Source organism: Janthinobacterium sp. 64 (genome assembly GCF_002813325.1).
In the GTDB taxonomy this organism is placed as follows: domain Bacteria; phylum Pseudomonadota; class Gammaproteobacteria; order Burkholderiales; family Burkholderiaceae_D; genus Janthinobacterium.
Genome location: NZ_PHUG01000001.1, coordinates 2,861,211 through 2,887,603 on the forward strand (window position 1 = coordinate 2,861,211; position 26,393 = coordinate 2,887,603).

25 protein-coding genes are annotated in these 26,393 nt (G+C 60.8%); 10 read left to right on the forward strand and 15 right to left on the reverse strand.

Annotation, left to right across the window (positions count from 1 at the left end):
- Nucleotides 1-45 precede the first annotated feature (45 nt).
- Nucleotides 46-1,335 carry a glutamate-1-semialdehyde 2,1-aminomutase gene (gene hemL / locus CLU91_RS12600; protein ID WP_100874436.1) on the forward strand — a complete coding sequence of 430 codons (1,290 nt, stop codon included), beginning with the start codon at nt 46-48 and terminating at the stop codon, nt 1,333-1,335.
- A 5-nt stretch (nt 1,336-1,340) separates the two neighbouring features.
- Here hemL and CLU91_RS12605 read toward each other — a convergent pair whose 3' ends face one another.
- The 9 genes from CLU91_RS12605 to mpl all read right to left on the reverse strand — a co-directional run bounded on the left by CLU91_RS12605 (nt 1,341) and on the right by mpl (nt 10,709).
- Nucleotides 1,341-2,057 (reverse strand): HAD family hydrolase, encoded by a 717-nt coding sequence (locus CLU91_RS12605; RefSeq protein WP_100874437.1) that lies wholly within the window; start codon nt 2,055-2,057, stop codon nt 1,341-1,343.
- 267 nt (nt 2,058-2,324) lie between these two features.
- A complete protein-coding gene (gene corA, locus CLU91_RS12610) occupies nt 2,325-3,290 on the reverse strand; it encodes a magnesium/cobalt transporter CorA (protein ID WP_034746658.1) in 966 nt (321 codons plus the stop codon).
- Between the two features lie 222 nt (nt 3,291-3,512).
- Nucleotides 3,513-4,259 (reverse strand): monofunctional biosynthetic peptidoglycan transglycosylase, encoded by a 747-nt coding sequence (gene mtgA / locus CLU91_RS12615; RefSeq protein WP_442906603.1) that lies wholly within the window; start codon nt 4,257-4,259, stop codon nt 3,513-3,515.
- A complete protein-coding gene (aroE, locus tag CLU91_RS12620; RefSeq protein WP_100874439.1) occupies nt 4,241-5,083 on the reverse strand; it encodes a shikimate dehydrogenase in 843 nt (280 codons plus the stop codon). Before aroE ends, mtgA begins: the two co-directional genes overlap by 19 nt.
- Nucleotides 5,080-5,937, reverse strand: coding sequence for an energy transducer TonB family protein (locus tag CLU91_RS12625; protein WP_100874440.1), 858 nt, complete (start codon nt 5,935-5,937; stop codon nt 5,080-5,082). The genes aroE and CLU91_RS12625 overlap by 4 nt, the downstream gene beginning before the upstream one ends.
- A gap of 137 nt (nt 5,938-6,074) precedes the next feature.
- The gene (locus CLU91_RS12630) at nt 6,075-8,144 is read right to left on the reverse strand and encodes a ribonuclease catalytic domain-containing protein (RefSeq protein WP_100874441.1); all 2,070 of its coding nucleotides are present in this window, start codon (nt 8,142-8,144) and stop codon (nt 6,075-6,077) included.
- Between the two features lie 2 nt (nt 8,145-8,146).
- The gene (locus CLU91_RS12635) at nt 8,147-8,755 is read right to left on the reverse strand and encodes a chorismate--pyruvate lyase family protein (RefSeq protein WP_100874442.1); all 609 of its coding nucleotides are present in this window, start codon (nt 8,753-8,755) and stop codon (nt 8,147-8,149) included.
- Complete coding sequence (locus CLU91_RS12640) at nt 8,752-9,336, reverse strand: YqiA/YcfP family alpha/beta fold hydrolase (RefSeq protein ID WP_100874443.1); 585 nt, start codon at nt 9,334-9,336, stop codon at nt 8,752-8,754. Before CLU91_RS12640 ends, CLU91_RS12635 begins: the two co-directional genes overlap by 4 nt.
- On the reverse strand, nt 9,333-10,709 hold the full coding sequence (gene mpl / locus CLU91_RS12645; RefSeq protein ID WP_100874444.1) for a UDP-N-acetylmuramate:L-alanyl-gamma-D-glutamyl-meso-diaminopimelate ligase: 1,377 nt from the start codon (nt 10,707-10,709) through the stop codon (nt 9,333-9,335). The genes CLU91_RS12640 and mpl overlap by 4 nt, the downstream gene beginning before the upstream one ends.
- 114 nt (nt 10,710-10,823) lie before the next feature.
- On the opposite strand from mpl, the gene CLU91_RS12650 reads away from it, so the two are divergent.
- From CLU91_RS12650 to CLU91_RS12685, 8 genes are all read left to right on the forward strand, one after another.
- On the forward strand, nt 10,824-11,462 hold the full coding sequence (locus CLU91_RS12650) for a hypothetical protein (protein ID WP_100874445.1): 639 nt from the start codon (nt 10,824-10,826) through the stop codon (nt 11,460-11,462).
- Between the two features lie 19 nt (nt 11,463-11,481).
- Nucleotides 11,482-12,027, forward strand: a complete 546-nt coding sequence (locus tag CLU91_RS12655; RefSeq protein WP_100874446.1) for a TlpA family protein disulfide reductase — start codon at nt 11,482-11,484, stop codon at nt 12,025-12,027.
- An 82-nt stretch (nt 12,028-12,109) separates the two neighbouring features.
- A complete protein-coding gene (aroQ, locus tag CLU91_RS12660; RefSeq protein ID WP_100874447.1) occupies nt 12,110-12,547 on the forward strand; it encodes a type II 3-dehydroquinate dehydratase in 438 nt (145 codons plus the stop codon).
- 90 nt (nt 12,548-12,637) lie between these two features.
- Nucleotides 12,638-13,096, forward strand: a complete 459-nt coding sequence (accB, locus tag CLU91_RS12665) for an acetyl-CoA carboxylase biotin carboxyl carrier protein (protein ID WP_096237829.1) — start codon at nt 12,638-12,640, stop codon at nt 13,094-13,096.
- A gap of 101 nt (nt 13,097-13,197) precedes the next feature.
- The gene (gene accC / locus CLU91_RS12670; protein WP_096237830.1) at nt 13,198-14,613 is read left to right on the forward strand and encodes an acetyl-CoA carboxylase biotin carboxylase subunit; all 1,416 of its coding nucleotides are present in this window, start codon (nt 13,198-13,200) and stop codon (nt 14,611-14,613) included.
- The gene (gene prmA, locus CLU91_RS12675) at nt 14,610-15,554 is read left to right on the forward strand and encodes a 50S ribosomal protein L11 methyltransferase (RefSeq protein ID WP_100874448.1); all 945 of its coding nucleotides are present in this window, start codon (nt 14,610-14,612) and stop codon (nt 15,552-15,554) included. Before accC ends, prmA begins: the two co-directional genes overlap by 4 nt.
- An 8-nt stretch (nt 15,555-15,562) precedes the next feature.
- Nucleotides 15,563-16,783, forward strand: a complete 1,221-nt coding sequence (locus CLU91_RS12680) for a DUF3426 domain-containing protein (protein WP_100876708.1) — start codon at nt 15,563-15,565, stop codon at nt 16,781-16,783.
- 11 nt (nt 16,784-16,794) lie between these two features.
- Nucleotides 16,795-17,733 carry a carbohydrate kinase family protein gene (locus CLU91_RS12685; protein WP_071075517.1) on the forward strand — a complete coding sequence of 313 codons (939 nt, stop codon included), beginning with the start codon at nt 16,795-16,797 and terminating at the stop codon, nt 17,731-17,733.
- Between the two features lie 118 nt (nt 17,734-17,851).
- Here the strand turns inward: CLU91_RS12685 and CLU91_RS12690 are convergent, their stop codons facing one another.
- Nucleotides 17,852-18,385 carry a YggT family protein gene (locus CLU91_RS12690; RefSeq protein WP_232730728.1) on the reverse strand — a complete coding sequence of 178 codons (534 nt, stop codon included), beginning with the start codon at nt 18,383-18,385 and terminating at the stop codon, nt 17,852-17,854.
- Between the two features lie 83 nt (nt 18,386-18,468).
- Nucleotides 18,469-19,287, reverse strand: coding sequence for a hypothetical protein (locus CLU91_RS12695; protein ID WP_198521317.1), 819 nt, complete (start codon nt 19,285-19,287; stop codon nt 18,469-18,471).
- On the opposite strand from CLU91_RS12695, the gene CLU91_RS28260 reads away from it, so the two are divergent.
- On the forward strand, nt 19,256-19,705 hold the full coding sequence (locus CLU91_RS28260; protein WP_198521318.1) for a hypothetical protein: 450 nt from the start codon (nt 19,256-19,258) through the stop codon (nt 19,703-19,705). The genes CLU91_RS12695 and CLU91_RS28260 overlap by 32 nt on opposite strands.
- A gap of 719 nt (nt 19,706-20,424) precedes the next feature.
- Here the strand turns inward: CLU91_RS28260 and CLU91_RS12700 are convergent.
- The 4 genes from CLU91_RS12700 to CLU91_RS12715 all read right to left on the reverse strand — a co-directional run bounded on the left by CLU91_RS12700 (nt 20,425) and on the right by CLU91_RS12715 (nt 26,261).
- Nucleotides 20,425-21,264, reverse strand: coding sequence for a ribonucleotide-diphosphate reductase subunit beta (locus CLU91_RS12700; RefSeq protein WP_269800652.1), 840 nt, complete (start codon nt 21,262-21,264; stop codon nt 20,425-20,427).
- Nucleotides 21,265-21,333: 69 nt separating this feature from the next.
- Entirely contained in the window at nt 21,334-21,666 is a 333-nt protein-coding gene (locus CLU91_RS12705) for a hypothetical protein (RefSeq protein WP_232730729.1), read from the reverse strand.
- A gap of 370 nt (nt 21,667-22,036) precedes the next feature.
- On the reverse strand, nt 22,037-23,188 hold the full coding sequence (locus tag CLU91_RS12710) for a ribonucleotide-diphosphate reductase subunit beta (RefSeq protein ID WP_100874451.1): 1,152 nt from the start codon (nt 23,186-23,188) through the stop codon (nt 22,037-22,039).
- A 118-nt stretch (nt 23,189-23,306) separates the two neighbouring features.
- Nucleotides 23,307-26,261, reverse strand: a complete 2,955-nt coding sequence (locus CLU91_RS12715) for a ribonucleoside-diphosphate reductase subunit alpha (protein WP_100874452.1) — start codon at nt 26,259-26,261, stop codon at nt 23,307-23,309.
- Nucleotides 26,262-26,393: the final 132 nt, after the last annotated feature.

Consider the following 26,393-nt stretch of genomic DNA (forward strand, 5'->3'; position numbering starts at 1 on the left):
GACCAGACGACACAGACAACGATCCACTTTCAAGGCACGATTATCATGACGACGACTTCACAGAACGACATCCTGTTTGCCCGCGCACAAAAAACCACGCCAGGCGGCGTCAATTCGCCCGTGCGCGCCTTCCGCTCCGTGGGCGGCACGCCGCGCTTCATCACGCGCGCCGAAGGCCCGTACTTCTGGGACGCGGACGGCAAGCGCTATATCGACTACATCGGCTCCTGGGGCCCGGCCATCGTTGGCCACGCCCACCCGGAAGTGGTGAAAGCGGTGCAGGATGCGGCCGCGCTGGGCCTGTCGTTCGGCGCGCCGACCGAAGGCGAAGTGCTGATGGCCGAGGAAATCACGCGCCTGGTGCCGTCGATCGAGCAGGTGCGCCTGGTGTCGTCGGGCACGGAAGCGACCATGAGCGCCCTGCGCCTGGCGCGCGGCGCCACGGGACGCGACAAGATCGTCAAGTTCGAAGGCTGCTACCACGGCCACGCCGATTCGCTGCTGGTGAAAGCGGGCAGCGGCCTGCTCACCTTCGGCAACCCGACCTCGGCCGGCGTGCCGGAAGACTTCGTGAAACACACGCTGGTGCTCGACTATAACAACGTGGAGCAGCTGAAAGACGCCTTCGACAGCTTCGGCGCCGAGATCGCCTGCGTCATCGTCGAACCGGTGGCCGGCAACATGAACCTGGTGAAAGCCACGCCGGAGTTCCTGCAAGCGATGCGCGCGCTGTGCACGCAGCACGGCGCCCTGCTCATTTTCGATGAAGTCATGTGCGGCTTGCGCGTGGCCCTGGGCGGCGCGCAGGCGCTGTACGGCATCAAGCCGGATCTGACCGCGCTGGGCAAGGTGATCGGCGGCGGCATGCCGGTGGCGGCCTTCGGCGGCAGCGCGGCGCTGATGCACCACATGGCGCCGCTGGGCGCCGTCTACCAGGCCGGTACCTTGTCCGGCAACCCGGTCGCCGTGGCAGCCGGCATGGCCACCTTGAAACTGATCCAGCAGCCGGGCTTCTACGAGCAGCTGGGCGCCACGGCCAAGCGCCTGGCCGAAGGCCTGACCGCCGCCGCAAAAGAGGCCGGCGTGGTCTTCTGCGCCGACTACATCGGCGGCATGTTCGGCATCTATTTCAGCGCCACCCCGCCGACCAGCTACGCGGAAATGATGGCGGGCGACCGCAGCAAGTTCAACGCCTTCTTCCACGCCATGCTCGACGAAGGCGTGTACTTCGCGCCCGCCGCTTTCGAAGCGGGCTTCGTCTCGGCGCAGCACGATGATGCCGTCATCGACGCCACCATCGCCGCCGCGCGCAAGGTGTTTGCCAAACTGGCATAAGCGTTTTACACGGTCGCGGTGTCCATCACCGCGGCCACCAGCGCCGGCAGCCTGGCCATGTCGCTGAACACGACATGCGCGCCAGCCGCCTTCAGGCGCGCTTCCTGGCCGGCGGCGATATGCCCGCCGCCGATGAATCCCAAAACCGTCATGCCCGCCGCCACGGCGGCCGTCACGCCCGTGACGCTGTCTTCCAGCACCAGGCACTGGCCTGGCGGCACGCCAAAGGCGGCGGCCGCCGCCAGGTAGACGCCCGGATGCGGCTTGGCGTGACCCACCAGGTCCGGCGTAAACACGCGTTGATCGAACAGAGGCGCCATGCCAGTGCGCTCAAGCGCCGACAGCACGCGCGCGCTGACGCTGTTCGAGGCCACGGCCTTGGGCAGGGGAATGGCGGCCAGCGCCTGCGCCACGCCGGGCACGGCGCGCAATTGCGCATCGCAGGCCGCGTCGACGGCATTGCCGATGGCCATGATCTCGTCGGCCGGCAATTGCGGCAAGCCCAGTTCCTTGTAGATATCCTGCATCAGCGGCACCAGGCGCTGGCCCAGACGCGGCTCGATCAAGCCTTGCAGGGTGACGCCCTCGGGCAGGTTCGGCAGGCGCGGCCCCAGCAATTCCAGCAGCGCTTGCAGGGCCACGGCTTCACTGTCGATCAGCACGCCATCGCAGTCGCTGATCAGATGGGTAAAGCGCGGTGGGGTGGTGGCGGTATCAGGCATGGACTCTCCAGAAGACAACGGTGACGGGAAATGCGGCGGCCAGCCGGCCAAGGCCGGCATCGTAACGATCATAGGTGGAACAGGCGGACGCCACCACGCAGAAAACGTCTGAATGACGATACTTTTCTGCACAGCAGGCGGCAGGCATCAAACGGCAAATACGCAATACCAATTCAATACCACGCAATACCAGTGATTATCGCCGATTTTTGAAATTGCTGCGCTCGCCTTGAAATCCGGGACGCGGAAGCGCCCCGGCGATGCGGCTTATTTCAGCCAGCCGCGGTGGCGGAAGTACAGGAAGGGCGCGATGGCGCTGGTGATCATCAAGCCCCAGGCCCAGGGATAGCCGAACGACCATTCCAGTTCCGGCATCAGCTTGAAGTTCATGCCGTACACGCTGGCGATCAGCGTTGGCGGCAGGAAGGCCACGCTGGCCACCGAGAAGATCTTGATGATCTTGTTCTGGTTGATGTTGATGAAACCGACGGTGGCATCCATCAGGAAGTTGATCTTGTCGAACAGGAACGAGGTGTGGCCGTCGAGCGATTCGATGTCGCGCAAGATCTGCCGCGCTTCCTCGAACTGCTCGGAATTGAGCAAGCGGCCACGCATCAGAAAGCTCACGGCGCGGCGCGTGTCCATCATGTTGCGGCGGATACGGCCATTCAAATCTTCCTCGTGGGCAATCGCGTTCAGCGCTTCAGCCGCGTGCGCATCGGTAAATTCCTTTTGCAGCACACGCGTGCTGACTTCTTCCAGGTTCTGGTAGATGCCTTCGAGCACGTCGGCCGAATACTCGGCATCGGTGGCGTACAGGTCGAGCAGCACGTCCATGTAATCGGCAATCGAGCCGGGCCGCGAACGGGCGCGCATGCGCACCAGGCGGAACACGGGCAGGTCGTCCGTATGCATGGAAAACAAAATCTTGCGGGCAAGAATGAAAGCGACCGTGATGACGCGCGACGGGCCGTCGTCTTCTTCGCGCAGGAAGTCCGTGCGCAGGTGCAAGTCGCCGTTTTCCGCTTCGTAATAGCGGGCCGACGCTTCGATATCCTTGACTTCGTCTTCGCCCGGCAGGGTGACGTTGTAGATGGCCTTGACCCAGGCCCGTTCATCATCGGTGGGATCGGTCAGGTCGACCCACACCGGTTCGGCATTTTCGAGGTCTGCGCGGCTGTCGATCGGCACCTGGTTGAGCCGGCCATTCTGTAATACAAAGACATTGATCATGCGCGCTCTCAGCCGGATGTGGGGTTATCGTGATGTGCTGGCGCTGGCGCCAAAAATGAAAACAGCGCAAGTGTACCCGCAAAGGCCTTTTCACGACCACCCCCGGCACGGCTTTTTCACGGAAAAAGTGCGGCGTTGCACCAAGCGGGGCCGATTAAGATGCTGCGCCGCAATAGTGCCAATCAGGCAGCTTTGATTTTATGCAAAGAAAGCCCGCTACCCTCAAGGCAATTCCGCCGCTCCCATGCGGCGCAGGATGACACTGGTACGCCGGTTCAGGTAGCCCGTATCGCGGTGACGGTCATAAAAGCGGGGGTTCGGCAGCATCACGGCCAGTTTCGCCGCCTGACCCGCGCTCAGGCCTGCCGCGCTGACCTTGTAATAGTGGCGCGCGGCCGCTTCGGCGCCAAAGGTGCCTGTGCCAAACTCCACCACGTTCAGATAAATCTCGAAAATGCGCTGCTTTTCCATCAGGTTTTCCAGCATGTACGTGATGATCAGTTCCTGGCCCTTGCGCACATAGCTGCGCGAACCGGACAGGAACAGATTCTTCGCCAACTGCTGCGTGATGGTGGAGCCGCCCGCCACGACCTTCTGCTTCTTGCTGTTTTTTTCATATGCCTTTTGCAAGGCTTCCCAGTCCACGCCTTCGTGCTCGGAGAAATTCGCGTCCTCCGAGGCGATGATGGCCCGTTTCAGATTGTTCGAGATGCGCTCGTACGGCACCCACGTCTGCTTGATCGTGGCCTTGGGATTCTTGTCCTGCAAGACGGACAACTGTTCGCGCATGAAAGCCGTGCTGGACGGGTTATGGTCGACCCACCACCAGATTTGCAGGAAGAAATACAGTTGCACGACGATGAAGGCCAGGATGGGCACGATGAACAGCCACTTGATCCAGCCGTAGCGGCTGCCGCTGCCCCCCTTGCGCTGGCCCTTCTTGCCGGCGCTCACAGGCTGCCCCGCAATTGCGCCAGCAAGTCCTGCGTCTGCGGCCGCACGCCGCGCCACACATCAAACGCTTCGGCCGCCTGCTCCACCAGCATGCCCAAGCCGTCGCGCACCTGCGCGCCATGCTGCGCGGCAAAGTCCATGAAGACGGTGGGCTGGGCGCCATACATCATGTCCAGCGCCAGGGTATGGCTGCCGAAGATACCAGGCGGCACGGGCGGCAAGTCGCCCGCCAGGCTGGCCGAAGTGGCATTGATGACGATATCGAAGACGCCATCAGGCTGCGCGAAACCGCCGGCGCGCAGCTGGGCAGCGTGACTTGCCGCACCGGCAAACTGCGCCACCAGCGCCTCGGCCGTGGCCACGGTGCGGTTGGCAATGAAAATTTCCTGCGGTCCGTGTTCCAGCAAGGGCAGCACGACGCCGCGCGCCGCGCCGCCCGCACCCAGCAGCAGGACGCGCTTGCCGGCAATGCTCACGCCCGCGTTGCGCACGATGTCGGCCACCAGGCCCGCGCCATCGGTATTGTCGCCAAGAATGGTGTCGCCATCGAAACGCAGGGTATTGACGGCGCCGGCCGCCTTAGCCCGCGGCGTCAGCACGGTGGCCAGCGCGCACGCATCGAGTTTAAAAGGCACGGTCACGTTCGCGCCCTTGCCGCCCTCGGCGGCAAACGTGCGGGCCGCCAGGGCAAAGCCATCGAGCGGCGCCAGCCTACGCTCATAGACCAAGGCTTGTCCTGTCTGCAGGGCAAACGCGGCGTGGATCAAGGGGGACTTGCTGTGGGCGATGGGGTTGCCGAAGACACAATATTGATCGGGATTGATGTTTTGCTTGCTCAATTGCTGCCGCCAGTCAGGTTAGCTTCCATTTTTTCTTCGCGCGTAAATTTGAAACGGGTGATGACGACCCACAGGTCATCCTTATCACTTGACAACATATTCGGTGGGAAACGGCCGAACGGCGCTGCGCGGCGCACGATGGCCAGGGCGGCAGCGTCCAGCGCCGGGTTGCCCGAACTTTTTTCCACGCGGGCGCCGCCTTCCTTCTGGTAAATCGTGCCGTCCTGGAAGATAGGGATGTAGACGACCAGTTCGCCATACATCTTGCGGCCATCCTTTTGCGGGAAATTCAGCGTGCCGATTTCCTCGATGCGCTTTTGCAGGGTCTTGTAATACATGGCATAGCCGACCTCCTGCGTGCTGGGCGTAATGAACGTCTTGCGTGGACGTTTGTTCTGGTCTTCCACGGTCTGGCTGATCTCGGCCGCCATGCGGGCGATGGCCTTGCTGCTTTCCATCAAGTCCGAACCGGAGGCCAGGGGATTGGGCTTGTCCTTTTCCGTGACAGGCGCGGCGCTGTAGGGCGTCGGCCTGGCCGCCTGCGTCAGCAATTCCTGCTGTTTTTGTTCCAGTTCGGCGATGCGCCGGGCGCTGGCCTTGACGCTGTCGCCCTCTTCCACCTTGCGCATGTCGGGCAAGGGCGACTTGGCGCGGCCCTTGTCGGCCTGCCCACCGCCATCGAGGTTGGCTTGCGCCAGGGCATCGGCCTTCAGCGGTTTGTTCGCATGCTTGGCGTTGACCAGGATCACTTCCAGGCCGGGGTCGGTGGCCACGGCCCGCTGCGGTGCGGGGGCGACAAAATGCATCGCCAGCAAGGCGCCGTGCGCCAGCAGCGAGACCGCCACAGCGACCATCAGAAAACGATACTCTCGGAAAGACTTCACGCGCAACCCAGTTCCTTACAACACAAGATACAAGATGGCTGAATTCTACGTCAAAGGGCGGCGCCGGCAACAGTTTTCAGCACCGCCTTGATGGCGTGAGGAATGCCTTACTTGACCTCGGGCTCGCTGACCACGTCTTCGCTGGCCAGTTCCGCCACTTCCGCATCGGCGTCGCTGACCTGGTTGGCCGCTTCCGGCGCTGCTTCCTGCGCGTCTTCGTCACCCGCGTCTTCTTCATAGTCGAGCTCGGCATCGGCCGCCGCATCGGGCACGGCAGCAATTTCCAGCAGGCGCGCTTCGATGCTCAGGTCGACTTCATCCCAGCGCAGCAAGTCCAGTTTGACCTGGGCGCCGCGCGCCACCGATGGCATGCCCGGCAGCTTGATGACCAGCGGAATGTCGACCAGGCGCAAAATCTCGTCTTTCAGCACGACGGCGTCGACCTGGCGCGCGTTTTCCTGGTGCAGCCAGCGCAAGCACCAGTAACGTTCCATGTTCGACTGGAAATCGCCATACGCGGCATACGCGGCGTCGAACGCCGAGACGATGGCGAACAAATTCGCATCGCGCGGCTTGAACGGGGCCACCAGCGGCGCCGTCACGCCATGCTCGGCGCAGGCGATGATTTGCCACTGGTTCACCAGGTCCGTGTAGCGGCGCAGGGGCGAAGTGCTCCACGCGTATTGATCGACGCCCAGGCCCTGGTGCGGCGCCGCATGGGTGACCATGCGCACCTGCATCTTTGCCGCCCAACTATTGCCGCTGCCGCCGCCCTGGCTGCGGTAGATGCCGGGCACGCCATGGTCGTGCAACATCTTGCCCCAGGTACTGTTGGCAAAAATCATCAATTCGGCGACGATCTTGTCGAGCGGCGCGCCACGCTTGCGGCGCGCCACGGTGACGATGTCATTTTCCACATAGAAGTTGAAATCGACACGGTTGTTCTGTTCCGGCTTCAGGCCAAACGCTTCGCGCTTCTTCATGCGGCCCTGCTCCAGCTGCTGCGCCCATTGCCACAGCACGGCAAAATCGGCCTTGTGCGGATACTCGCCTTCACCGCTGGCCAGGGTTTCCTCGTTGACCAGATCGTCTAACTGGTTATGCCGCAAATTGCTGGCAATCGGCACCAGTTCGGCGCGCGTCTGCGTGCTGACCACGGCCCAGTCGGCTTTCGGGTCCAAGGTCGCGTACAGCGACAGGGCCGGGCACGTCGTGCCTTCCGCCAGCGTAAACGCGTTGACGATTTCGTCCGGCAGCATGGTGATCTTGTCGCCTGGCATGTAGACGGTCGACATGCGCTGGCGCGCCATCTTGTCGATCACGTCTTCCGGGCGGATGCCCAGGCCCGGCGCGGCGATGTGTATACCTACTTTCACGGTGCCATCGGGCAAAGGCTGCACGGAGAAGGCATCGTCGATCTCGGTGGTGGTCACGTCGTCGATCGAGAAGGCGGCCACGTCGGCCAGCGGCAGCTTGGCCGTCACGGACGGCACGGGCACGTTCGGGAAGCCGGCGCCTTTCGGGAAATTTTCAAACAGGAACTTCGACAGGTGCAAGTCTTTCGGCGAAGCAATACCGCCGACGGCCAGCATCAGCCGCGGCGGCGTCGTGTGCAATTGCGTGCAGGCCGCTTCGAGCGCCTTGTATTCAATCGTGTTCTTGTCCGGCTTGAACAGCAGTTGCAGCACCATGGGCTGCATGGAGGCGGGCAAGCGGTTCTGCTTCAGCTCTTCCACATAGCCTGCCTGCACCAGCGCCTGCTGCTTTTTCTTTTCGATACCGGCCAGGGCCGCCTTCAGCGACGCTTCCGGCGCCGCCTTGTAGCGGCCACGGCCTTTCTTGTAGAAATACACGGGCGCCGAATGCAGGGCCAGGATCAGGCCGGCCGCTTCCGGCGGCAACGGTGCGTGGCCGAAATACTCGGCGCCCAGCTCGGCAAAGCCGAACTCGTCTTCGCCCGCCACTTCCCACAGGAAATCGAGGTCGATCTCGGCGGCAATGCTCTTGGCCTGTTCCAGCAGCTCGGCCGGGGCCGGCTTTTCATACTGCAGCAGCACATCCTTGACCTTGACCTTGGTGCGCTTGCCGCTGGCCATTTCCACTTGATACGCTTCACCCGCTTGCGACAGGACCGTGCCGACCTTGAAATCGCCGGATTCTTCAAAAAATAGATTCATTGTTATGCTTTGTTTATTATTAATGTGTCGGTTGCAACGGTGCGAGTGAGCTCAAACACCGCCGGCAGAAATACTTCCGTTACCAGCAGTAATCCCTGGTGACGCTGATACAGGCAGCGGCGGGCAAAAAACAGTGCCTTGTCGCTGGCACGCTGCCCTTCCCGCGCCAGCGCCGCCTGCGCCCGCTGCACCAGCGGGTGGCCGGCGCGCAAGCGGGCAAATTCCAGTGTGCCGCGCCGTACCATGCGGTCGCCAAACAGGGTCGTGCCCAGCGAACGCTCACCCAGCGCGGAAAACAAGGGCCAGTCCGTGGCCGTCGCCTGCATGGGCACGACGGTATGGCCAAACACGGCCGGCCTGTCATCACAACGCAACAGCACTTCGCGTTCCCATACCCGGCCCGCGCGGTGCAAACCGATGATGGCGGCCTCGTCACTCAAGCAGCGCGCTGTTTCCTGATGCAAACATTGCACGCGGAACGCCTGGCTATGCGCTTTCAGCTTGGCCGTCAGCGACCCGCCGCCCGTGAGCCAGTGGCGCAGGGTGGGTGGCGCATTGACGGCGTTCACATGCGCATGCCATTGCGCCTGGCGCAGCGAACCCGGCCTCACTGGGCGGCGTCCGCATCGATGCCGCAAAAGGCCAGCACGGGCGCCACATAATCGGCAAATTCGCTGATGCCATGGTCGCTGCCGTCGATGAGCAACTGCCGCGCCCCCTGATAATGCGCCAGCATGTCGCGGTAGTCGAGTACTTCATCACCGGTGGCGGCAATCAGGAAATAACGTTGCGGCTCAGTAATTTTCTCTACGGCAAATGCGCGCAGCTCATCGATGTACTCGCGCTTGAACTCGAATGGCTGGTCCGAATGGAACTCGGTCGTCACGCCCACATGCTGTTCCAGGTCGATCAAGGGCACGATGGCGGGGTTGAGCAAGACGGCGCGGCAACCGAACTGCTCGGCCAGCCAGGTGGCGTAATAGCCGCCCAGCGAGGAGCCGATTATCGTCAGCTCGGCCGGCGCCACATCCTTGACCAGCGACAGGGCGAGCTCGATGGCCAGCTTGGGCGAAGCCGGCAATTGCGGACACAGCCACTGTGCCTCGCGGCCCAGCGCCTGCATCTGCGCGGCCAGCAGGCGCGACTTCATCGACAGGGGCGACGAGCGGAATCCATGCAGGTACAGAATCATCGGCCCAGGGCCTCCAGCAATTTCTGGTGCACGCCGCCAAAGCCGCCGTTGCTCATGACCACGATCTGGTCGCCAGGACGGGCGGCAGCCGCCACGGCCGCCACCAGGGTATCGATGTCTTCATAGGCGCTGGCAATCTCGCCCAGCGGCGCCAGCGCGTCGCCCAGGCTCCAGCCCAGCGCTTGCTGGCTACCGAAACCGAAGACCAGGTCGGCATCCTTCAAGCTGCCCGGCAGCGCATCTTTCATGGCGCCCAGCTTCATGGTGTTCGAGCGCGGTTCCAGCACGGCCAGGATGCGGGTGCCGCTGCCTACCTTCTGGCGCAAGCCGCCCACGGTGGTGGCAATGGCCGTCGGGTGATGCGCGAAATCGTCGTACACGGTAATGGCGTTGACCACGCCGCGCACTTCCATGCGCCGCTTGACGCTCTCGAACGTGGCCAGCGAGGCGCAGGCCTGGGCAATCGGTACGCCCACATGGCGCGCGGCGGCGATGGCGGCCAGCGCATTGCTGCGGTTGTGCTTGCCCGTCAGGGCCCACGCCACGTGGCCTTCCTGCTGGCCATTGAAGAACACGTCGAAGCTGCCATCGGCCTGCTCTTGCAGCTGCCAGTTGGCATCCTGGCCAAAACTTTCCTTTTCACTCCAGCAACCGCGCGCCAGCACGCGCTGCAGCGACGCCTCATCGCCATTGAAGACGAGGCGGCCGATGCCGGGCACGGTGCGCACCAGATGGTGGAATTGCGTCTCGATCGCGTGCAGATCGGGGAAGATGTCGGCGTGATCGTATTCCAGGTTATTCATGATGGCCGTCTTCGCGTGGTAATGCACGAACTTGCTGCGCTTGTCGAAGAAGGCCGTATCGTATTCATCGGCTTCGATGACGAAGAAGTCCGACTCGGCGCTCTTGCCGTCGATCGTGCCGGACAGGCGCGCGGAAATGCCAAAATTCATCGGCACGCCGCCGATCAGGAAGCCCGGTGCGTAGCCCGCGTCTTCGAGTATCCAGGCCAGCATGGCTGATGTTGTCGTCTTGCCATGCGTGCCGGCCACGGCCAGCACCCACTTGTTGCGCAAGATGTGTTCGCCGATCCACTGCGGGCCGGACACGTACGGCAGGCTGCGGTTGAGGATTTCTTCCACCAGCGGGTTGCCGCGCGAGACGACATTGCCAATCACATACAAATCCGGGTTCAGCTTGGTTTGTTCGGGATCAAAGCCCTGGATCAGTTCGATTCCCTGCGATTCCAGCTGGGTGCTCATCGGCGGATACACGTTGGCATCGCAACCGGTGACTTTATGGCCGGCTTCCTTGGCCAGCACGGCCAGGCCGCCCATGAAGGTACCGCAAATGCCGAGAATATGAATATGCATGTGATCAGTGCGAAAGGTGCACGCTAAGTAAGTAAGACGGTGAGATAAAAAAGAGCAAGTGTGGGATTTTACCTGACGCCATGACTTTTTCCGCTTCGGAGTATCATCTCGCTCATGACGAACGATGCATTTGACGATAGCGCGCAGCTGCGCCTGGAAATCGCCGCCGCTGCCGCGCGCCTGGTGGCGCAGGATGGCGCCGACTATGGCAGTGCCAAGCGCAAGGCGGCGCGGCAAGTCCTGGGCGACGCGCCGAACCGGGCCAATATCCTGCCCGACAACGACATGATCGAAGAGCAGGTGCGGCAATACAATGCCCTGTTCCTGGCCGACAGCCAGCCGGCGCGCCTGTTCCAGTTGCGCACGATCGCGCTGCAAGTGATGGAAGCGTTGCAACAATTTCATCCCCTGCTCAGCGGCCCCGTGCTCAATGGCACGGCCGGTCCCCACGACGAGATTTATCTGCAGCTGTTTGCCGAGAGCGCCAAGGATATCCACATCTTCCTGCTGAATAAAAATGTCGTGCTCGACATGTCGGAAAGCCCGCATTTCAAGGGAGCGCGTTATGATGCGGTCGAGACAGCCAGTTTCCTGTGGAAAAATGAAGGCGTGCACGCAGCCATGTATGAGCTCGACGACATGCGCGGCGCACTGAAAGCCAAGGCGGACGGCAAGGTGCTGCGCACCGATATCGCCGGGCTGCGCAGCCTGCTGGCCGCCAGCCTCGCCGATGGCGCGCCGGCTGCCGACTAACATTGATATAGATAAAGATATGACAAAAAAGAATTGGATCGCCTGCGCCATCGTGGCGCTGATGTTTGGCGGCATGGGCGCCTACGTGGGCATGCATAAAGAGAAAGCGGGACCGCTGACGACCACCATCGCGCCCGGCGCGACCGGCCCCGTCAACGAACTGTATGCGCTGTCCCTGCCGGACGCGGCGGGCGCCACGCAAGCCTTGTCGCAATGGAAAGGAAAAAACCTGCTGGTGAATTTCTGGGCGCCGTGGTGCCCACCTTGCGTGGAAGAAATGCCGGAGTTATCCGAAGTGCAAGGCCACTATGCGGCGAAAAACCTGCAAGTGATCGGTATCGGTATCGATTCGGCCAGCAATATTGCCACTTTTGCCAGCAAGGTCAAGATCGCCTATCCCGTGTATGTGTCCGGTCTGAGCGGCACCGACCTGTCGCGTCATTTTGGCAATGCCAGCGGCGGTTTGCCCTTTACGGTGCTGATCGGCGCCGATGGCGAAGTCAAAAAGACCTATCTGGGCCGCTTGAAATTTGATCAGTTGCGCGCCGATCTGGATAAATTGTAAATTCGGAGCGTGCTTTTTTCTCTTGCCAATGCGTATCTTTGGCGGCAAAATGCGGAACTTTCGCTAAAACGGTCTTCCATACATGGCAAAAAACCTCCTTCTGCTCAACGGTCCCAACCTGAATTTGCTGGGAACGCGCGAGCCTGAGGTCTACGGCGCCAGCACCTTGGCCGATATCGAGCAGGCAGCAATGGCGCAAGCCATGGCGGCCGGTGCCGACCTGATTTGCTTTCAAAGCAACCATGAAGGCGCATTGATCGACCGCATCCATGCCGCGCGAGCGGAAGGGATCGATGCCATCGTCATCAATCCGGGCGGCCTGACCCATACCAGCGTTGCCTTGCGCGATGCGCTGGCCGGGGTCGCCATCCCGTTCGTGGAAGTCCATATCTCGAATATTTATCAACGCGAAACGTTTCGACATCACTCATTTCTCAGCGCGATCGCGCAGGGGACGATCTGCGGGCTAGGTATCGATGGATATCGGTTTGCCATCGACTTTGCGCTTAAAAAACGTTAATCTACGCGATCTGCACGCATTTAGCGCGGCGATAGGTTCTGGACATCACCGCATCACTCATAAAACAAACTACATTCCTAGGGGTTTTACATGGATCTACGAAAACTCAAGACCTTGATCGACCTGGTCGCCGAATCGGATATCGCAGAGCTGGAAGTGACCGAAGGCGAAAGCAAGGTTCGCATCGTCAAATCGTCGGCCATGCCGCAAAACCAGATGGTCATGATGCAGCCGCAAGGCATGCAAGCCCACTACCAGCCAGCCGCGCCTGCCGCGCCTGCGCCAGCGGCCGCCGTCGTTGCCGCCGAGCCTACGGGCTATGTGGTCAAGTCGCCGATGGTCGGCACCTTCTACCGCTCCTCCGCTCCTGGCAGCGCCGCCTATGTTGAAGTGGGCTCGGCCGTCAAGGAAGGTGATACCCTGTGCATCATCGAAGCGATGAAGCTGCTCAATGAAATCGACTCCGACAAAGCCGGCGTCGTGACCCAGATCCTGGTCGAAAACGGCCAGCCGGTCGAATTCGGTCAACCCTTGTTTGTGATCGGCTAAAACCCAGTCCACACGGCCGGCGACGGCCGTTTGCAGTTTTAGCCCCTCACACTTGTTGTTTCGCCGGCTCGCCGGCTCTCACAGACATACGCGAACCTACCATGTTTGAAAAAATCCTGATTGCCAACCGTGGTGAAATTGCCCTCCGTATTCAGCGCGCCTGCCGCGAAATGGGCATTAAAACGGTTGTAGTCCACTCCGAAGCCGACAAGGACGCAAAATACGTCAAGCTGGCCGACGAATCCGTTTGTATCGGCCCGGCACAGTCGGCCCTGAGCTACCTGAACATGCCCGCCATCATCAGCGCCGCTGAAGTGACGGATGCACAAGCGATTCACCCAGGCTATGGCTTCCTGTCGGAAAACGCCGACTTTGCCGAACGCGTCGAGAAATCGGGCTTCGTCTTCATCGGCCCGCGCTCCGAATCGATCCGTTTGATGGGCGACAAAGTGTCGGCCAAGCAAACCATGATCAAGGCCGGCGTGCCTTGCGTGCCCGGCTCGGAAGGTGCATTGCCGGACGATCCGAAAGCGATCGTGCAAATTGCCCGCAAGGTCGGCTATCCGGTCATCATCAAGGCCGCCGGCGGCGGTGGCGGACGCGGCATGCGCGTGGTGCACACGGAAGCTGCCCTGATCAACGCCGTGTCGATGACCAAGACGGAAGCCGGCACGGCTTTCGGCAACCCTGAAGTGTATATGGAGAAGTACCTGGAAAATCCGCGCCACGTGGAAATCCAGATCCTCGCCGACGAACACAAGAACGCCGTCTGGCTGGGCGAGCGCGACTGCTCCATGCAGCGCCGCCACCAGAAAGTGATCGAAGAAGCTCCAGCGCCGGGCATCCCGCGCAAACTGATCGAGAAAATCGGCGACCGTTGCGCCGAAGCTTGCCGCAAGATCGGCTACCGCGGCGCCGGCACGTTTGAATTCCTGTACGAAAACGGCGAGTTCTATTTCATTGAAATGAATACCCGCGTGCAAGTGGAACATCCCGTCACCGAGATGATCACCGGCATCGATATCGTGCAAGAACAGATCCGCATCGCCGCTGGCGAAAAACTGCGTTTCCGCCAGCGCGACGTCTTGCTGTCGGGCCACGCCATCGAGTGCCGCATCAATGCCGAAGATCCGTTCAAGTTCACGCCATCGCCAGGCAAGATCGTCTCGTGGCATGCACCGGGCGGCCCTGGTATCCGCGTCGACTCGCACGCCTACGCCGGTTACTACGTGCCGCCGCACTACGACTCGATGATCGGCAAAGTGATCGCTTACGGCGCCACGCGCGAGCAAGCAATCCGCCGCATGCAGATCGCCCTGTCCGAAATGGTGGTCGAAGGCATCAACACGAATATCGCCCTGCACCGCGAACTGATGATCGACGCGCGCTTCATCGAAGGCGGCACCAACATTCACTATCTGGAACAGAAACTGGCCGACATGCCGGATCTGGGCAAGAACCTGAATGGCGGCAGCCCCAGCATCGCCAAGAAGTCCGAAATCAAGGCGGACGCATGAGCTGGACAGAAATCGTCATCGAAATCGCCCGTGACAACGCCGAGGCCATGTCCGACGCCTTGATGGAAGCGGGCGCCCTGTCGGTCTCGGTGGAAGACGCCGATGAAGGCACGGATGCCGAGCAGCCCCTGTTTGGCGAGCCCGGCATGGAACCGAAGGAAGCGGCGTGGGAACGCAGCCGCGTGGTGGCGCTGACCGACGTCGACGCCGACCAGGCCGCCATCGTGGCCGCCGCAGCGCAAGCTGTCGGCATGACGGAAGTTCCCGCCTTTACCATGCGCCCCGTGGAAGAGCAGGACTGGGTGCGCCTGACGCAGTCGCAATTCGCCCCGATTCACATCGGCAAGAATATCTGGGTCGTGCCCAGCTGGCACGAGGCACCGGATCCAGACGGCCTGATCCTGGAACTGGACCCGGGCCTGGCTTTCGGCACGGGCAGCCATCCGACCACGCGTCTGTGCATGGAGTGGCTGGAAGCGAACCCCGCCCCTGGCAAAACCGTGCTCGACTACGGTTGCGGTTCCGGCATCCTGGCCATGGTGGCCAAGAAACTCGGTGCGCAAACCGTGGTCGGCGTCGATATCGACCCGCAAGCGATCGAATCGGCTGGCTTGAATGCCGAACGCAACCAGTGCGACATCGAATATTTCTTGCCAGACACGTTTGCCACCTCGGCACACGCCACGGCCAAGTTTGACATCGTCGTCGCCAACATCCTGTCGAGCCCATTGAAGGTAATGGCACCGATGCTGTCGGGCAGAGTCGCCGCCGGTGGCGCGCTGATCCTGTCCGGCGTGCTGGCACGCCAGGCCGAAGAAGTGGCTGCTGCATATGCACCGTTCATCGAACTGGGTGTGTGGGCCGAGCAAGATGGCTGGGTGGCCCTGCATGGCCGCCTGGGCAGTACGCAAGCGCCTGCGCCCCGCGCGGAAGGTGCATAAGCACAGCAATGGCCCTCGCCACCAAATGCCCCCACTGCAACACGATATTTCGGGTCGCTGCTGACCAGTTGAAGTTACGTGGGGGCATCGTACGCTGTGGCACGTGCAGGGAAGTCTTTGACGGCAATGCCGCGCTGGTCGATCCAGCCGCGGCATCGCCGTTTTTAACGTCCGCTCCCGGCGCTGCCGCCCCGCTGCCGACCAATGATCCGGCCGACCACAGCCTGCCGTCCGCCACGGACGACGAACCCATCTATTCTCTCGACTTCGACACCTCGTTCGACCCGTTCGGCATCTTGCCGGCAACGGCGCAGCTCAAGGAAGACGACGGCGAGCACATTGAACTGGACCTCGACGTCAGCCTGCCCGACGAGGCGCTGGATGACGCGCCGCCCGAACTAGCAATAGAAGCACCGGCAGAGCTGCCTGAACTACCATTACCCCGCCCAATGGCGCCCTTCAAGCGCCGCCAGGTCGATGACACGCCCGCCTTCGCCACGTATCTGCGCGACAGCCGCCGCGAACCGGACCTGAAAACGGTGGCCGCCCCGGCGCTGCCTGCCATCGACAAAGTCAGCCTGGACAAGCCCGTGCCCGCGCGCCGGGAACCGACGCTGGCCGACCACTCGTTCGACGCGCTGCCTGCCGCCCCCGTTGCGCCGGCGCCAGCCGAAGAACAGGACGACCCCGTCCTGCCGCCGGCCGACGACGAACCGGCCTTTGTGACCCTGGGCCGGCGCCGCGAACAGAGCGGCAAGGCCTTGCGCGTCGCCATGGCAGCCGGCTCGGTAGTGCTGTTGCTTTTATTATTCCTGCAAGTAATGACCACCTTCCGCAATCCGCTGGCGGCGCAGTTTCCGCAGTTGAAGCCGACCCTGGTCACGCTGTGCAAGTTCAGTGGCTGCCAGGTCGACTTGCCGGCGCAGATCGAAGCGCTGTCCATCGAACAAGGCGAATTGCAAACCCTCAAGGAACAAACCTTTTCCTACGTCTCGCTGCTGCGCAACCAGAGCCGCAGCGTGCAAGCCTGGCCCAGCATCGAACTGATACTCAACGATGCCAACGACAAGCCGCTCTTGCGCCGTGTCATCGCGCCGCGCGACTATCTGCCGGCCAACATCGATTTGAGCCAGGGCTTTGCGCCGCGCTCGGAACAAACCATCAAACTGTACTTTGCATTAGACCAGCTCACGGCGTCTGGTTACCATATCGCCATCTTTTACCCTTAACCGACACTATCATGACCAAAACATCGCTGATCTGCGGCTCGCTCGCCACCGACACCATCATGCAATTCCCCGGCCGCTTCGGCGAATCGCTGCTGGCCGACCAGTTGCACAAGGTGAACGTGTCCTTCCTCGTGCCCACCATGCGCACGGAGTTCGGCGGTTGCTCGGGCAACATCGCCTACAGCCTGAAAATGCTGGGCGGCGACCCGCGCATCGTCGGCGTCATGGGCCAGGACAGCGCCGCCTACCTGGAGCGCCTGCAAAAGCTGGGCATTTCCACCGCCAATATCCTGATCAAGGCCGACAGCTACAACGCGCAGTGCTTCGTCACGGCCGATGCGGACAATAACCAGATCAATGCCTTCCACCCGGGTGCCATGTCGTTTGCACATGAAAACCCGATCGCCAATGCGGGCCCGGCCAAGGTCGCCATCATTTCGCCGGACGGCGATCAGGGCATGCTCAAGCACGCCGCCGACCTGGCCGAGCTGGGCATCCCCTTCATGTTCGACCCGGGCCAGCAGTTGCCACGTTTCAATGGCGAACAGTTGATCGACTTCATCAACAAAGCCACGTATGTGTCGGCCAACGATTATGAAATGGAAATGTTGATGGAACGTACGGGCTTGACCCTGCCGGACATCGCCAGCCGCCTGGATGCGCTGATCGTCACGCGTGGCGAAAAAGGGTCGGAGATCTATACGGACGGCAAGCGCATCGACATTCCCGTCGTGGCCGCCAAGGAAGTGCTGGACCCGACCGGTTGCGGCGACGCCTACCGTGCAGGCTTGCTGTTCGGCATCACCAACGACCTGGGCTGGGAAACCAGCGGCCGCCTGGCCAGCTTGCTGGGCGCAATTAAAATCGCCACGCAGGGCGCGCAAAACCATGTGTTTACGCCAGAAAGCATCGCCGAGCAGTTCGAAGCGGCGTTCGGTTACCGCTATTAATATGTAGGTCGTAGGTCGGATTAACGGGGCGCAGCCACGCGTAATCCGACAACATCATTGCATGACGGGTAACGTCGGGTTACGCTACGCTAACCCGACCTACGCCACCACATCACCATCATCGCAGCACAATAATCATCCCCACCAGCACTTGCGCGATCTGCAGCAGGATCAGCGCCACCAGCAGCGACAAGTCCAGGCTGCCGACCAGCGGCACGACCTTGCGGAGCGGACGCAGCAGCGGCTCGTTCAGGGCCCGTACAAACGGCGCCAGCGGCGCATGCGGGTTGACCCAGCTAAAGATGGCTTCGATGATCAGCAGAGCCATGAAACCGTAGAGTATCCATTGCAGGAAGCGTTGCAGCGACTTGAGCAGCACCACTTCGACGGAATGGTTGGACATAAACAGGACCGAACTGGCCAGCAGCACGATCAGGAAGGCGCCGATCAGGCTGGCCCAGTCATACCCGCCCACGCCCGGCACCACGCGGCGCAGGGGGCGCACCAGCCAGTCGGACAATTGAAACGTGAATTGCGCCACCGATGAAGGGGGCCGCACGCGCACCGCCTGCATCCAGAAGCGCAGCAGCAATACGCCGCCCAGCAAGGTGGCAATGGTATCAACGATCAATGTAAGGATAACGATCAGCACGACTAATTCTCCAAAAAAAAACCGCTGTGTGATTGAGTCACACAGCGGCGTGTTGCCTCATCCAGGCACCCGTATCGTCGGAATTACGATGGGCGGGTGCTGGTTGGGAATGGCCAGGCTGCAGCCGGTGCCAACACGGTTTTTGCTACAGGTGCGATAGGTGCCGATGGCTTGGCGACAGGCGCTGCCTTCTTCGGTGCGGCCTTTTTAGGCGCAGCCTTCTTGGCGGCTGGCTTGGCGACCACGGCGGCTGGTGCCGCTGGAGCTGCTGCTGCCACGACTGGCGCTGCGGCTGGCTTGGCGGCAGGTTTCGCTGCGGCTTTCGCTGCTGGCTTCGCTGCTACCTTGGCCGCTGGCTTGGCGGCAGGTTTCGCTGCAACCTTGGCGGCAGGTTTCGCTGCTGCTTTGGCGACCGGTTTGGCGGCTACTTTAGCTACTGGCTTGGCGGCAACTTTCGCTACCGGCTTGGCTGCTACCTTGGCCGCTGGCTTGGCTGCTACCTTGGCTGCTACCTTGGCTGCCGGCTTCGCTGCTGCTTTGGCCGCTGGCTTGGCTGCTGCCTTGGCGACGACTTTTTTCGCTGCTGGCTTGGCTGCTGGCTTCGCTGCTGCTTTGGCGGCAGGTTTCGCTGCGGCTTTCGCGGCTGGCTTGGCTGCTGCTTTGGCTACCGGCTTGGCAACGGCTTTTTTCGCTGCTGCCTTGGCGGCTGGCTTGGCTGCCGCTTTTGCTGCGGGCTTCGCTGCTACCTTGGCCGCTGGCTTGGCTGCCGCTTTTGCTGCTGGCTTCGCTGCTGCTTTGGCGGCCGGCTTGGCTGCTGCCTTGGCAACGACTTTTTTCGCTGCAGGCTTGGCTGCTGCCTTGGCGGCCGGTTTGGCGGCAGGTTTCGCTGCGGCTTTTTTCACTGCTGGTTTTGCTGCGGCTTTGGCTGCTGGTTTTGCTGCGGCTTTTGCTGCTGGCTTGGCAACGGCTTTTTTCGCCACTGGCTTCGCTGCTGCCTTGGCGGCAGGTTTCGCTGCTACTTTCGCCGCTGGCTTGGCTGCTGCCTTGGCCGCTGGTTTCGCTGCGGCTTTGGCGACTGGCTTGGCTGCCACTTTTGCTGCCGGCTTGGCAGCCACTTTTGCTGCAGGCTTGGCTGCGGCTTTGGCGACTGGTTTGGCAGCTGGTTTGGCGGCTGGTTTCGCTGCGGCTTTGGCAGCTGGTTTAGCGGCAACCGTCTTGGCTGCGGCTGCCGGCTTCTTCGCGGCAGGAGCAGCCTTGGCGGCTGGTTTCTTTACTTCTGATTTCTTAGCGGCTGTTGCCATTTGTCTCTCCTTCATCTGAGATGAGAAATTTAAGCTACAAGATTTAAACCCGTCCGACCCACCACAGGGATAGGCCAGGCGAATTATTCATCGGCACAAACGGTCGTTTGCGCTAATGAATTCGGCACCAGCTGAACTGCTGCAACTCCTCACGTTTGCAGCACTTCAGCCATCGTCGGTGCCACCCTGCTTTATCTCGCAGCTGGTGGCAAAGTCTGAATTCGGTCATTCGTTTTCGATGCCGTGCGTTTTTTCGCTCCTCGCATCGCGCTCGCCACAACACCCATGCGTCAAATAAAAAACCGCCATGCCTGAAAAAATTCGGGCACGGCGGCAGACGAAAACGGTGTGGTTTTGTGCATATCCGTGTAAATCTGTATCCCTGTTTTGCGAGCTTTTTTTGCTACCGCGCTGGTTAAAAAACCCCGCATTCTAACGCTCGCATTTGCAATCTCATAAAGTACACGAAAACCTTGTCAATGCGCAACCGGCACGACACGTTTTCGCGGCCTTTTTTGCACGATACGCGTGCTATCGTACATTCGCGCGGCAAATGCCGCTGCCGGCGTCTCCTGAAATGATTTTTTGGACCCGCCATGCGGCCATTCGCGGCAGGCGAAAATCCTGGCGCAAGCCTCTTCGCAGCGCTGCATGAAGCATGCATTTTTCCACCGCCATGCACGCGAAAAAAAAGCGCCGTCACGATGACGGCGCTTCCTGGCGTAGCCTGAAAAAGGATTACTCCCAGTTCAGCGCACCACCCGTTTGGTACTCGGTCACGCGCGTCTCGAAGAAGTTGCGTTCCTTTTTCATGTCGATCATTTCGCTCATCCACGGGAATGGATTTTCTTCCTGGGCGAACAGCGGCTCGAGGCCGATCTGCTGCGCGCGGCGGTTGGCGATGAAGCGCAGATAGCCCTTGAACATCGGCGCGTTCAGACCCAGCACGCCGCGTGGCATGGTGTCTTCCGCGTACGCGTATTCCAGCTCCACGGCTTGCATGAACAGCACTTTGATCTCTTCGCGGAATTCGGCCGTCCACAGCTGGGGGTTTTCCATCTTGATCGTGTTGATCAAGTCGATGCCGAAGTTGCAGTGCATCGATTCGTCGCGCAGGATGTACTGGTACTGCTCGGCCGCACCCATCATCTTGTTCTGGCGGCCCAGCGCCAGGATCTGCGTGAAGCCGACGTAGAAGAACAGGCCTTCCATCAGGCAGGCGAATACGATCAGCGATTTGAGCAGCTTCTGGTCGTTTTCCACCGTGCCGGTGACGAACGCGGGGTCGGTCAGGGTGTTGATGAACGGGATCAGGAATTCATCCTTGTCGCGGATCGACTTGACTTCGTTGTAGGCGTTGAAGATCTCGCCTTCGTCCAGGCCCAGCGATTCGACGATGTACTGGTAGGCGTGCGTGTGGATCGCTTCTTCGAACGCCTGGCGCAGCAGGTACTGGCGGCATTCCGGCGCCGTGATGTGGCGTCGTAAAGGGAGACTGCCCAGCGCGATGTTGGTGGCGGCCTGCGGGCCGGTGGTCTCGAAGAAGCCCTCTAGCTCCTGGACACTGGCAATGTGAATGCTACTCACCACATCATCGTTACCCAACAAGCAAAAAAAATGCGCCGTAAAAATTACGGCGCATTAGGATTATCGAAGTCTATTCGACTGTGACAGTAATGAAGCGGCTAAGGCTTTGGTATCGTCGCTGTACTTACTGCTTTGCAGCACATGCGATGCCTTTGTCTCCATCGCTTTTCCTGTCTGATACGCACCTTGTACCTGAGACAATGCGGAACCAGCCAAACTCTTAGCCACGGCAGAGGCATTGGGATTTTTCAATGTCTCTGCTGCCTGTGAAGCGATTCCCGATGAGGTTTTTTTACTATTGAATGTCATGATGAAACCTTTTAAGTCGATATGAAGAGATACGTAAGAGTGAGTCAAACTCACAAATTCGTTCGGTACTCCTGTAAAACTCAAGTTATTTTTACATCAATGAAACTGTCCTAATTCCCTAACGAGGACGGTAAAAACCGTCCTCGTTAATCCACTATCGCAAACGTGGAGACCGGCAGTGTTCACACACAATTTCAAGCTTTCCAAAGCGGAAGCGCCAGTATTGCGTCACATGCACGGACTTGGGATAGGCACAGGTTTTCATGTGTCGTTCCTTTCATCGCATACCTCGATGATGAACTTGAGCCTTGCCATATCGGCTTTCGAAGTTTAAACTTCGGCTTCTAGTACATAGAAATAGCATCAAGAGAAAGCCAGAGGTTGTTGTTTGGCTCTCTTTTCCCTAAAGCCCCGTGAGTTGCACCTCATGGGGCTTTTTCATTTCCTCATCTAATTATTCCCAGTTCAGCGCACCACCCGTTTGGTACTCGGTCACGCGCGTCTCGAAGAAGTTGCGTTCCTTTTTCATGTCGATCATTTCGCTCATCCACGGGAATGGATTTTCTTCCTGGGCGAACAGCGGCTCGAGGCCGATCTGCTGCGCGCGGCGGTTGGCGATGAAGCGCAGATAGCCCTTGAACATCGGTGCGTTCAGACCCAGCACGCCGCGTGGCATGGTGTCTTCCGCGTACGCGTATTCCAGCTCCACGGCTTGCATGAACAGCACTTTGATCTCTTCGCGGAATTCGGCCGTCCACAGCTGCGGGTTTTCCATCTTGATCGTGTTGATCAAGTCGATGCCGAAGTTGCAGTGCATCGATTCGTCGCGCAGGATGTACTGGTACTGCTCGGCCGCGCCCATCATCTTGTTCTGGCGGCCCAGCGCCAGGATCTGCGTGAAGCCGACGTAGAAGAACAGGCCTTCCATCAGGCAGGCAAACACGATCAGCGATTTGAGCAGCTTCTGGTCGTTTTCCACCGTGCCGGTGACGAACGCGGGGTCGGTCAGGGTATTGATGAACGGGATCAGGAATTCATCCTTGTCGCGGATCGACTTGACTTCGTTGTAGGCGTTGAAGATCTCGCCTTCGTCCAGGCCCAGCGATTCGACGATGTACTGGTAGGCGTGCGTGTGGATCGCTTCCTCGAACGCCTGGCGCAGCAGGTACTGGCGGCACTCGGGCGCCGTGATGTGGCGGTAGGTACCCAGCACGATGTTGTTGGCGGCCAGCGAGTCGGCCGTCACGAAGAAGCCCAGGTTGCGCTTGACCAGGCGGCGCTCGTCGTCCGTCAGGCCGTTCGGGTTTTTCCACAGCTCGATATCGCGCTGCATGTTCACTTCCTGCGGCATCCAGTGGTTGGCGCAGCCGGCCAGGTATTTGTCCCACGCCCACTTGTACTTGAACGGCACCAGCTGGTTGACGTCCGTCTTGCCGTTGATGATGCGCTTGTCGTCGGCATTCACGCGGCGCGCCACTTGCTCGGCGTTCGCTTCGGACGGCTCGGCACCGGCTGGCAGGTTCAATTCGGTATTTCCCAATGGCGCTTGCTGCGCCGGACGCGGCACAGCTGCCGACGTGGTTTCATCATCCCAGGACAACGACATAATCTTCTTCCTTTCCATGCCGGCGAGCCGGCGATCCGCAACAGGCCCGTTGTATCGGACAATGCGGACATTGACAACATTGAATCAGCCCAGACGCTCCGGGCTGACAACTAAAATTTTACTGGCAGGCTTCGCATTCCTCAAAGCCGTCATCACCTGGGCGCAGGTAGCAGGCTTCGCCATCGGCGTCGTCCGCTGCAGCTGCCACCACGGGTGCCACCACGGCGGCAGCGGCTGCCGCCACGACCGCTGCCTGTGCGCTCTGGGCGCTGGCCGACATGCCGCCATCGACTGCCACGGCGTTCAGGGCACCCGTCTTGGAGGTCGATTTCTCCATGTGGGTAGCGGCGATGGTACGCAGGTAGTAGGTGGTTTTCAGGCCACGCAGCCATGCCAGCTTGTAGGTCTCGTCGAGCTTCTTGCCCGATGCGCCAGCCATGTAGATGTTCAGCGACTGGGCCTGGTCGATCCACTTCTGGCGACGCGAAGCCGCTTCCACCAGCCAGCTTGGCGACACTTCAAAGGCGGTGGCGTAGATGTCGCGCAAGTCTTGCGGGATGCGGTCGATCTTCACCAGCGAGCCGTCGAAGTACTTCAGGTCGGAGATCATGACTTCATCCCACAGGTCGCGCGCCTTCAGGTCGCGCACCAGGTAGCCGTTGATCTCGGTGAATTCACCCGACAGGTTCGATTTCACGTACAGGTTCTGGAACGTCGGCTCGATACAGGCCGATACGCCGATGATGTTCGAAATCGTCGCCGTCGGGGCGATCGCCACGCAGTTCGAGTTGCGCATGCCGAACTTGGCGATGCGTTCGCGCACCGGGGTCCAGTCCATGGCCGACGAGGAATCGACTTCCAGGTAGCCGCCACGCTCTTCGGCCAGCAGTTTGACCGAGTCTTGCGGCAGGATGCCACGGTCCCACAGCGAACCGGCATACGATTCATAGCGGCCACGTTCTTCAGCCAGTTCCGTCGACGCCAGGTAGGCGTAGTAGCAGACCGCTTCCATCGAGGTGTCGGCAAAGCTGACGGCGGCGTCCGAGGCGAACGGAATGCGCATCATGTGCAGGCAGTCCTGGAAGCCCATCACGCCCATGCCGACCGGACGGTGGCGCATGTTCGAATTGCGCGCCTTCTCGACGGCGTAGTAATTGATGTCGATGACGTTGTCGAGCATGCGCATGGCGGTGCGCACGGTCTTGGCCAGCTTGACGTGATCGAGCTTGCCTTCCTTCATGTGCGCCGGCATGTTCACGGAACCGAGGTTGCAGACGGCGATTTCGTCAGGGCCCGTGTTCAGCGTGATTTCCGTGCACAGGTTCGAGCTGTGGACGACGCCGACGTGCGACTGCGGGCTGCGGATGTTGCAAGGATCCTTGAACGTGATCCATGGGTGGCCCGTTTCAAACAGCATCGACAGCATCTTGCGCCACAGGTCCAGCGCGGCGATCTTCTTGAACGAGCGGATTTCGCCGGCGGCGGCCTTGGCTTCGTAGCCCAGGTAAGCTTTTTCAAAGGCCTTGCCGACCAGGTCGTGCAAATCTGGTGTTTCGGATGGCGAGAACAGGGTCCACTCGCCTTTTTCCATGACGCGCTTCATGAACATGTCGGGAATCCAGTTCGCCGTGTTCATGTCGTGCGTGCGGCGGCGGTCGTCGCCCGTGTTCTTGCGCAGGTCGAGGAATTCCTCGATGTCCATGTGCCAGGTTTCCAGGTAGGCGCACACGGCGCCCTTGCGCTTGCCGCCCTGGTTGACTGCCACGGCCGTGTCGTTGACCACTTTCAGGAACGGCACCACGCCTTGCGACTTGCCGTTGGTGCCCTTGATGTGGGCGCCCAGGGCGCGCACTGGCGTCCAGTCGTTACCCAGGCCGCCGGCGTACTTGGCCAGCAGCGCGTTGTCCTTGATGGCGTCGTAGATGCCTTCCAGGTCGTCCGAGACGGTGCTCAGGTAGCACGACGACAGCTGCGAGCGCAGGGTGCCGGAGTTGAACAGGGTCGGCGTCGAGCTCATGAAGTCGAACGAGGACAGCAGATTGTAGAACTCGATGGTGCGCGCTTCGCGGTCCGCTTCGTTCAGCGACAGGCCCATGGCCACGCGCATGTAGAACGCCTGCGGCATTTCGATGCGCACGTCATGGATGTGCAGGAAGTAGCGGTCATACAGCGTTTGCAGGCCGATGTAGCCGAATTGCAAGTCGCGGTCGGCAACGATGGCCTTGGCCAGGCGTTCCAGGTCGAAACTGGCAAGTACCGGGTTCAGCAGGTCGTTGGCGATGCCCTTGGCGATGTATTGCGGGAAATACGTCAGGTACTCGGCGGCAGCGGCCGCTTGCGGCACTTCCTTGCCGAACACTTCCTTGCGCACCGTGTGCAGCAGGATGCGGGCCGTGACCTGGCTGTAGGCCGGATCTTTTTCCATCAGCGCGCGCGCCGCCAGGATGGCCGACTTGTGCAACTCTTCGACGGGCACGCCGTCGTACAGGTTCTTCACCGTTTCCGCCAGGATGGCATCAGCATCGACGTGCTTTTCCAGGCCGGCGCAGGCGGCGTTGATCAGGTCGCGCACTTCCTGCATGTCCAGCAGGCGGCGCACGCCGTTGTCAGTGACGTTCAGTTGGGGGGCGGTCACTTGCGCGGAAGCGCCCAGCGCCTCCTTCTGCAGGCGGCGCTCTTCCATGTGCTTGGCACGGTACAACACGTAGGCACGCGCCACGTCGTGCTCGCCCGAACGCATCAGCGACAGTTCCACCTGGTCTTGCACGTCTTCGATATGGAAGGTGCCGCCACCCGGATGGCGGCGCACCAGCGCGGCGACGACGCCGTCGGTCAGTTGCTCCACCAGTTCGCGGACGCGTGCCGAAGCGGCACCCTGGCCGCCGTTAACGGCCAAAAACGCCTTGGTCATGGCGATGGCGATCTTCGAAGGCTCAAATGCCACCACCGCGCCGTTGCGGCGGATGATGCGATAGTCGCCCAATGCCGCGCCCGTGCTCGCCACGCTGTTGGCCGCGCCTGGCGCTGGCGATACTGGCGTTGGATGGATGGAAATATCTTGTGGTGATTGCATTGAAGCTCCCGTTGTCAGCTAAAGTCAGCCTGCAGTTTTGCTGCCGCGTGTGTTGTTGAATAGAACGCCCGATGGTCAGGGTTTCTTCAGGTATTTGTTGCTAAATAGTAAATAATATACAGCCAAAAATCA

Coding starts and splice junctions, on each gene's coding strand:
- CLU91_RS12715 (WP_100874452.1), bottom strand. CDS start 26,261: ATGCAATCACCACAAGATATTTCCATCCATCCAACGCCAGTATCGCCA.
- mpl (WP_100874444.1), bottom strand. CDS start 10,709: ATGCATATTCATATTCTCGGCATTTGCGGTACCTTCATGGGCGGCCTG.
- accC (WP_096237830.1), top strand. CDS start 13,198: ATGTTTGAAAAAATCCTGATTGCCAACCGTGGTGAAATTGCCCTCCGT.
- accB (WP_096237829.1), top strand. CDS start 12,638: ATGGATCTACGAAAACTCAAGACCTTGATCGACCTGGTCGCCGAATCG.
- CLU91_RS12710 (WP_100874451.1), bottom strand. CDS start 23,188: ATGTCGTTGTCCTGGGATGATGAAACCACGTCGGCAGCTGTGCCGCGT.
- CLU91_RS12625 (WP_100874440.1), bottom strand. CDS start 5,937: ATGGTCGCTGTGGCGGTCTCGCTGCTGGCGCACGGCGCCTTGCTGGCG.
- CLU91_RS12650 (WP_100874445.1), top strand. CDS start 10,824: ATGACGAACGATGCATTTGACGATAGCGCGCAGCTGCGCCTGGAAATC.
- CLU91_RS12640 (WP_100874443.1), bottom strand. CDS start 9,336: ATGATTCTGTACCTGCATGGATTCCGCTCGTCGCCCCTGTCGATGAAG.
- aroQ (WP_100874447.1), top strand. CDS start 12,110: ATGGCAAAAAACCTCCTTCTGCTCAACGGTCCCAACCTGAATTTGCTG.
- prmA (WP_100874448.1), top strand. CDS start 14,610: ATGAGCTGGACAGAAATCGTCATCGAAATCGCCCGTGACAACGCCGAG.
- hemL (WP_100874436.1), top strand. CDS start 46: ATGACGACGACTTCACAGAACGACATCCTGTTTGCCCGCGCACAAAAA.
- CLU91_RS12630 (WP_100874441.1), bottom strand. CDS start 8,144: ATGAATCTATTTTTTGAAGAATCCGGCGATTTCAAGGTCGGCACGGTC.
- CLU91_RS12605 (WP_100874437.1), bottom strand. CDS start 2,057: ATGCCTGATACCGCCACCACCCCACCGCGCTTTACCCATCTGATCAGC.
- CLU91_RS12685 (WP_071075517.1), top strand. CDS start 16,795: ATGACCAAAACATCGCTGATCTGCGGCTCGCTCGCCACCGACACCATC.
- CLU91_RS12680 (WP_100876708.1), top strand. CDS start 15,563: ATGGCCCTCGCCACCAAATGCCCCCACTGCAACACGATATTTCGGGTC.
- corA (WP_034746658.1), bottom strand. CDS start 3,290: ATGATCAATGTCTTTGTATTACAGAATGGCCGGCTCAACCAGGTGCCG.
- CLU91_RS12655 (WP_100874446.1), top strand. CDS start 11,482: ATGACAAAAAAGAATTGGATCGCCTGCGCCATCGTGGCGCTGATGTTT.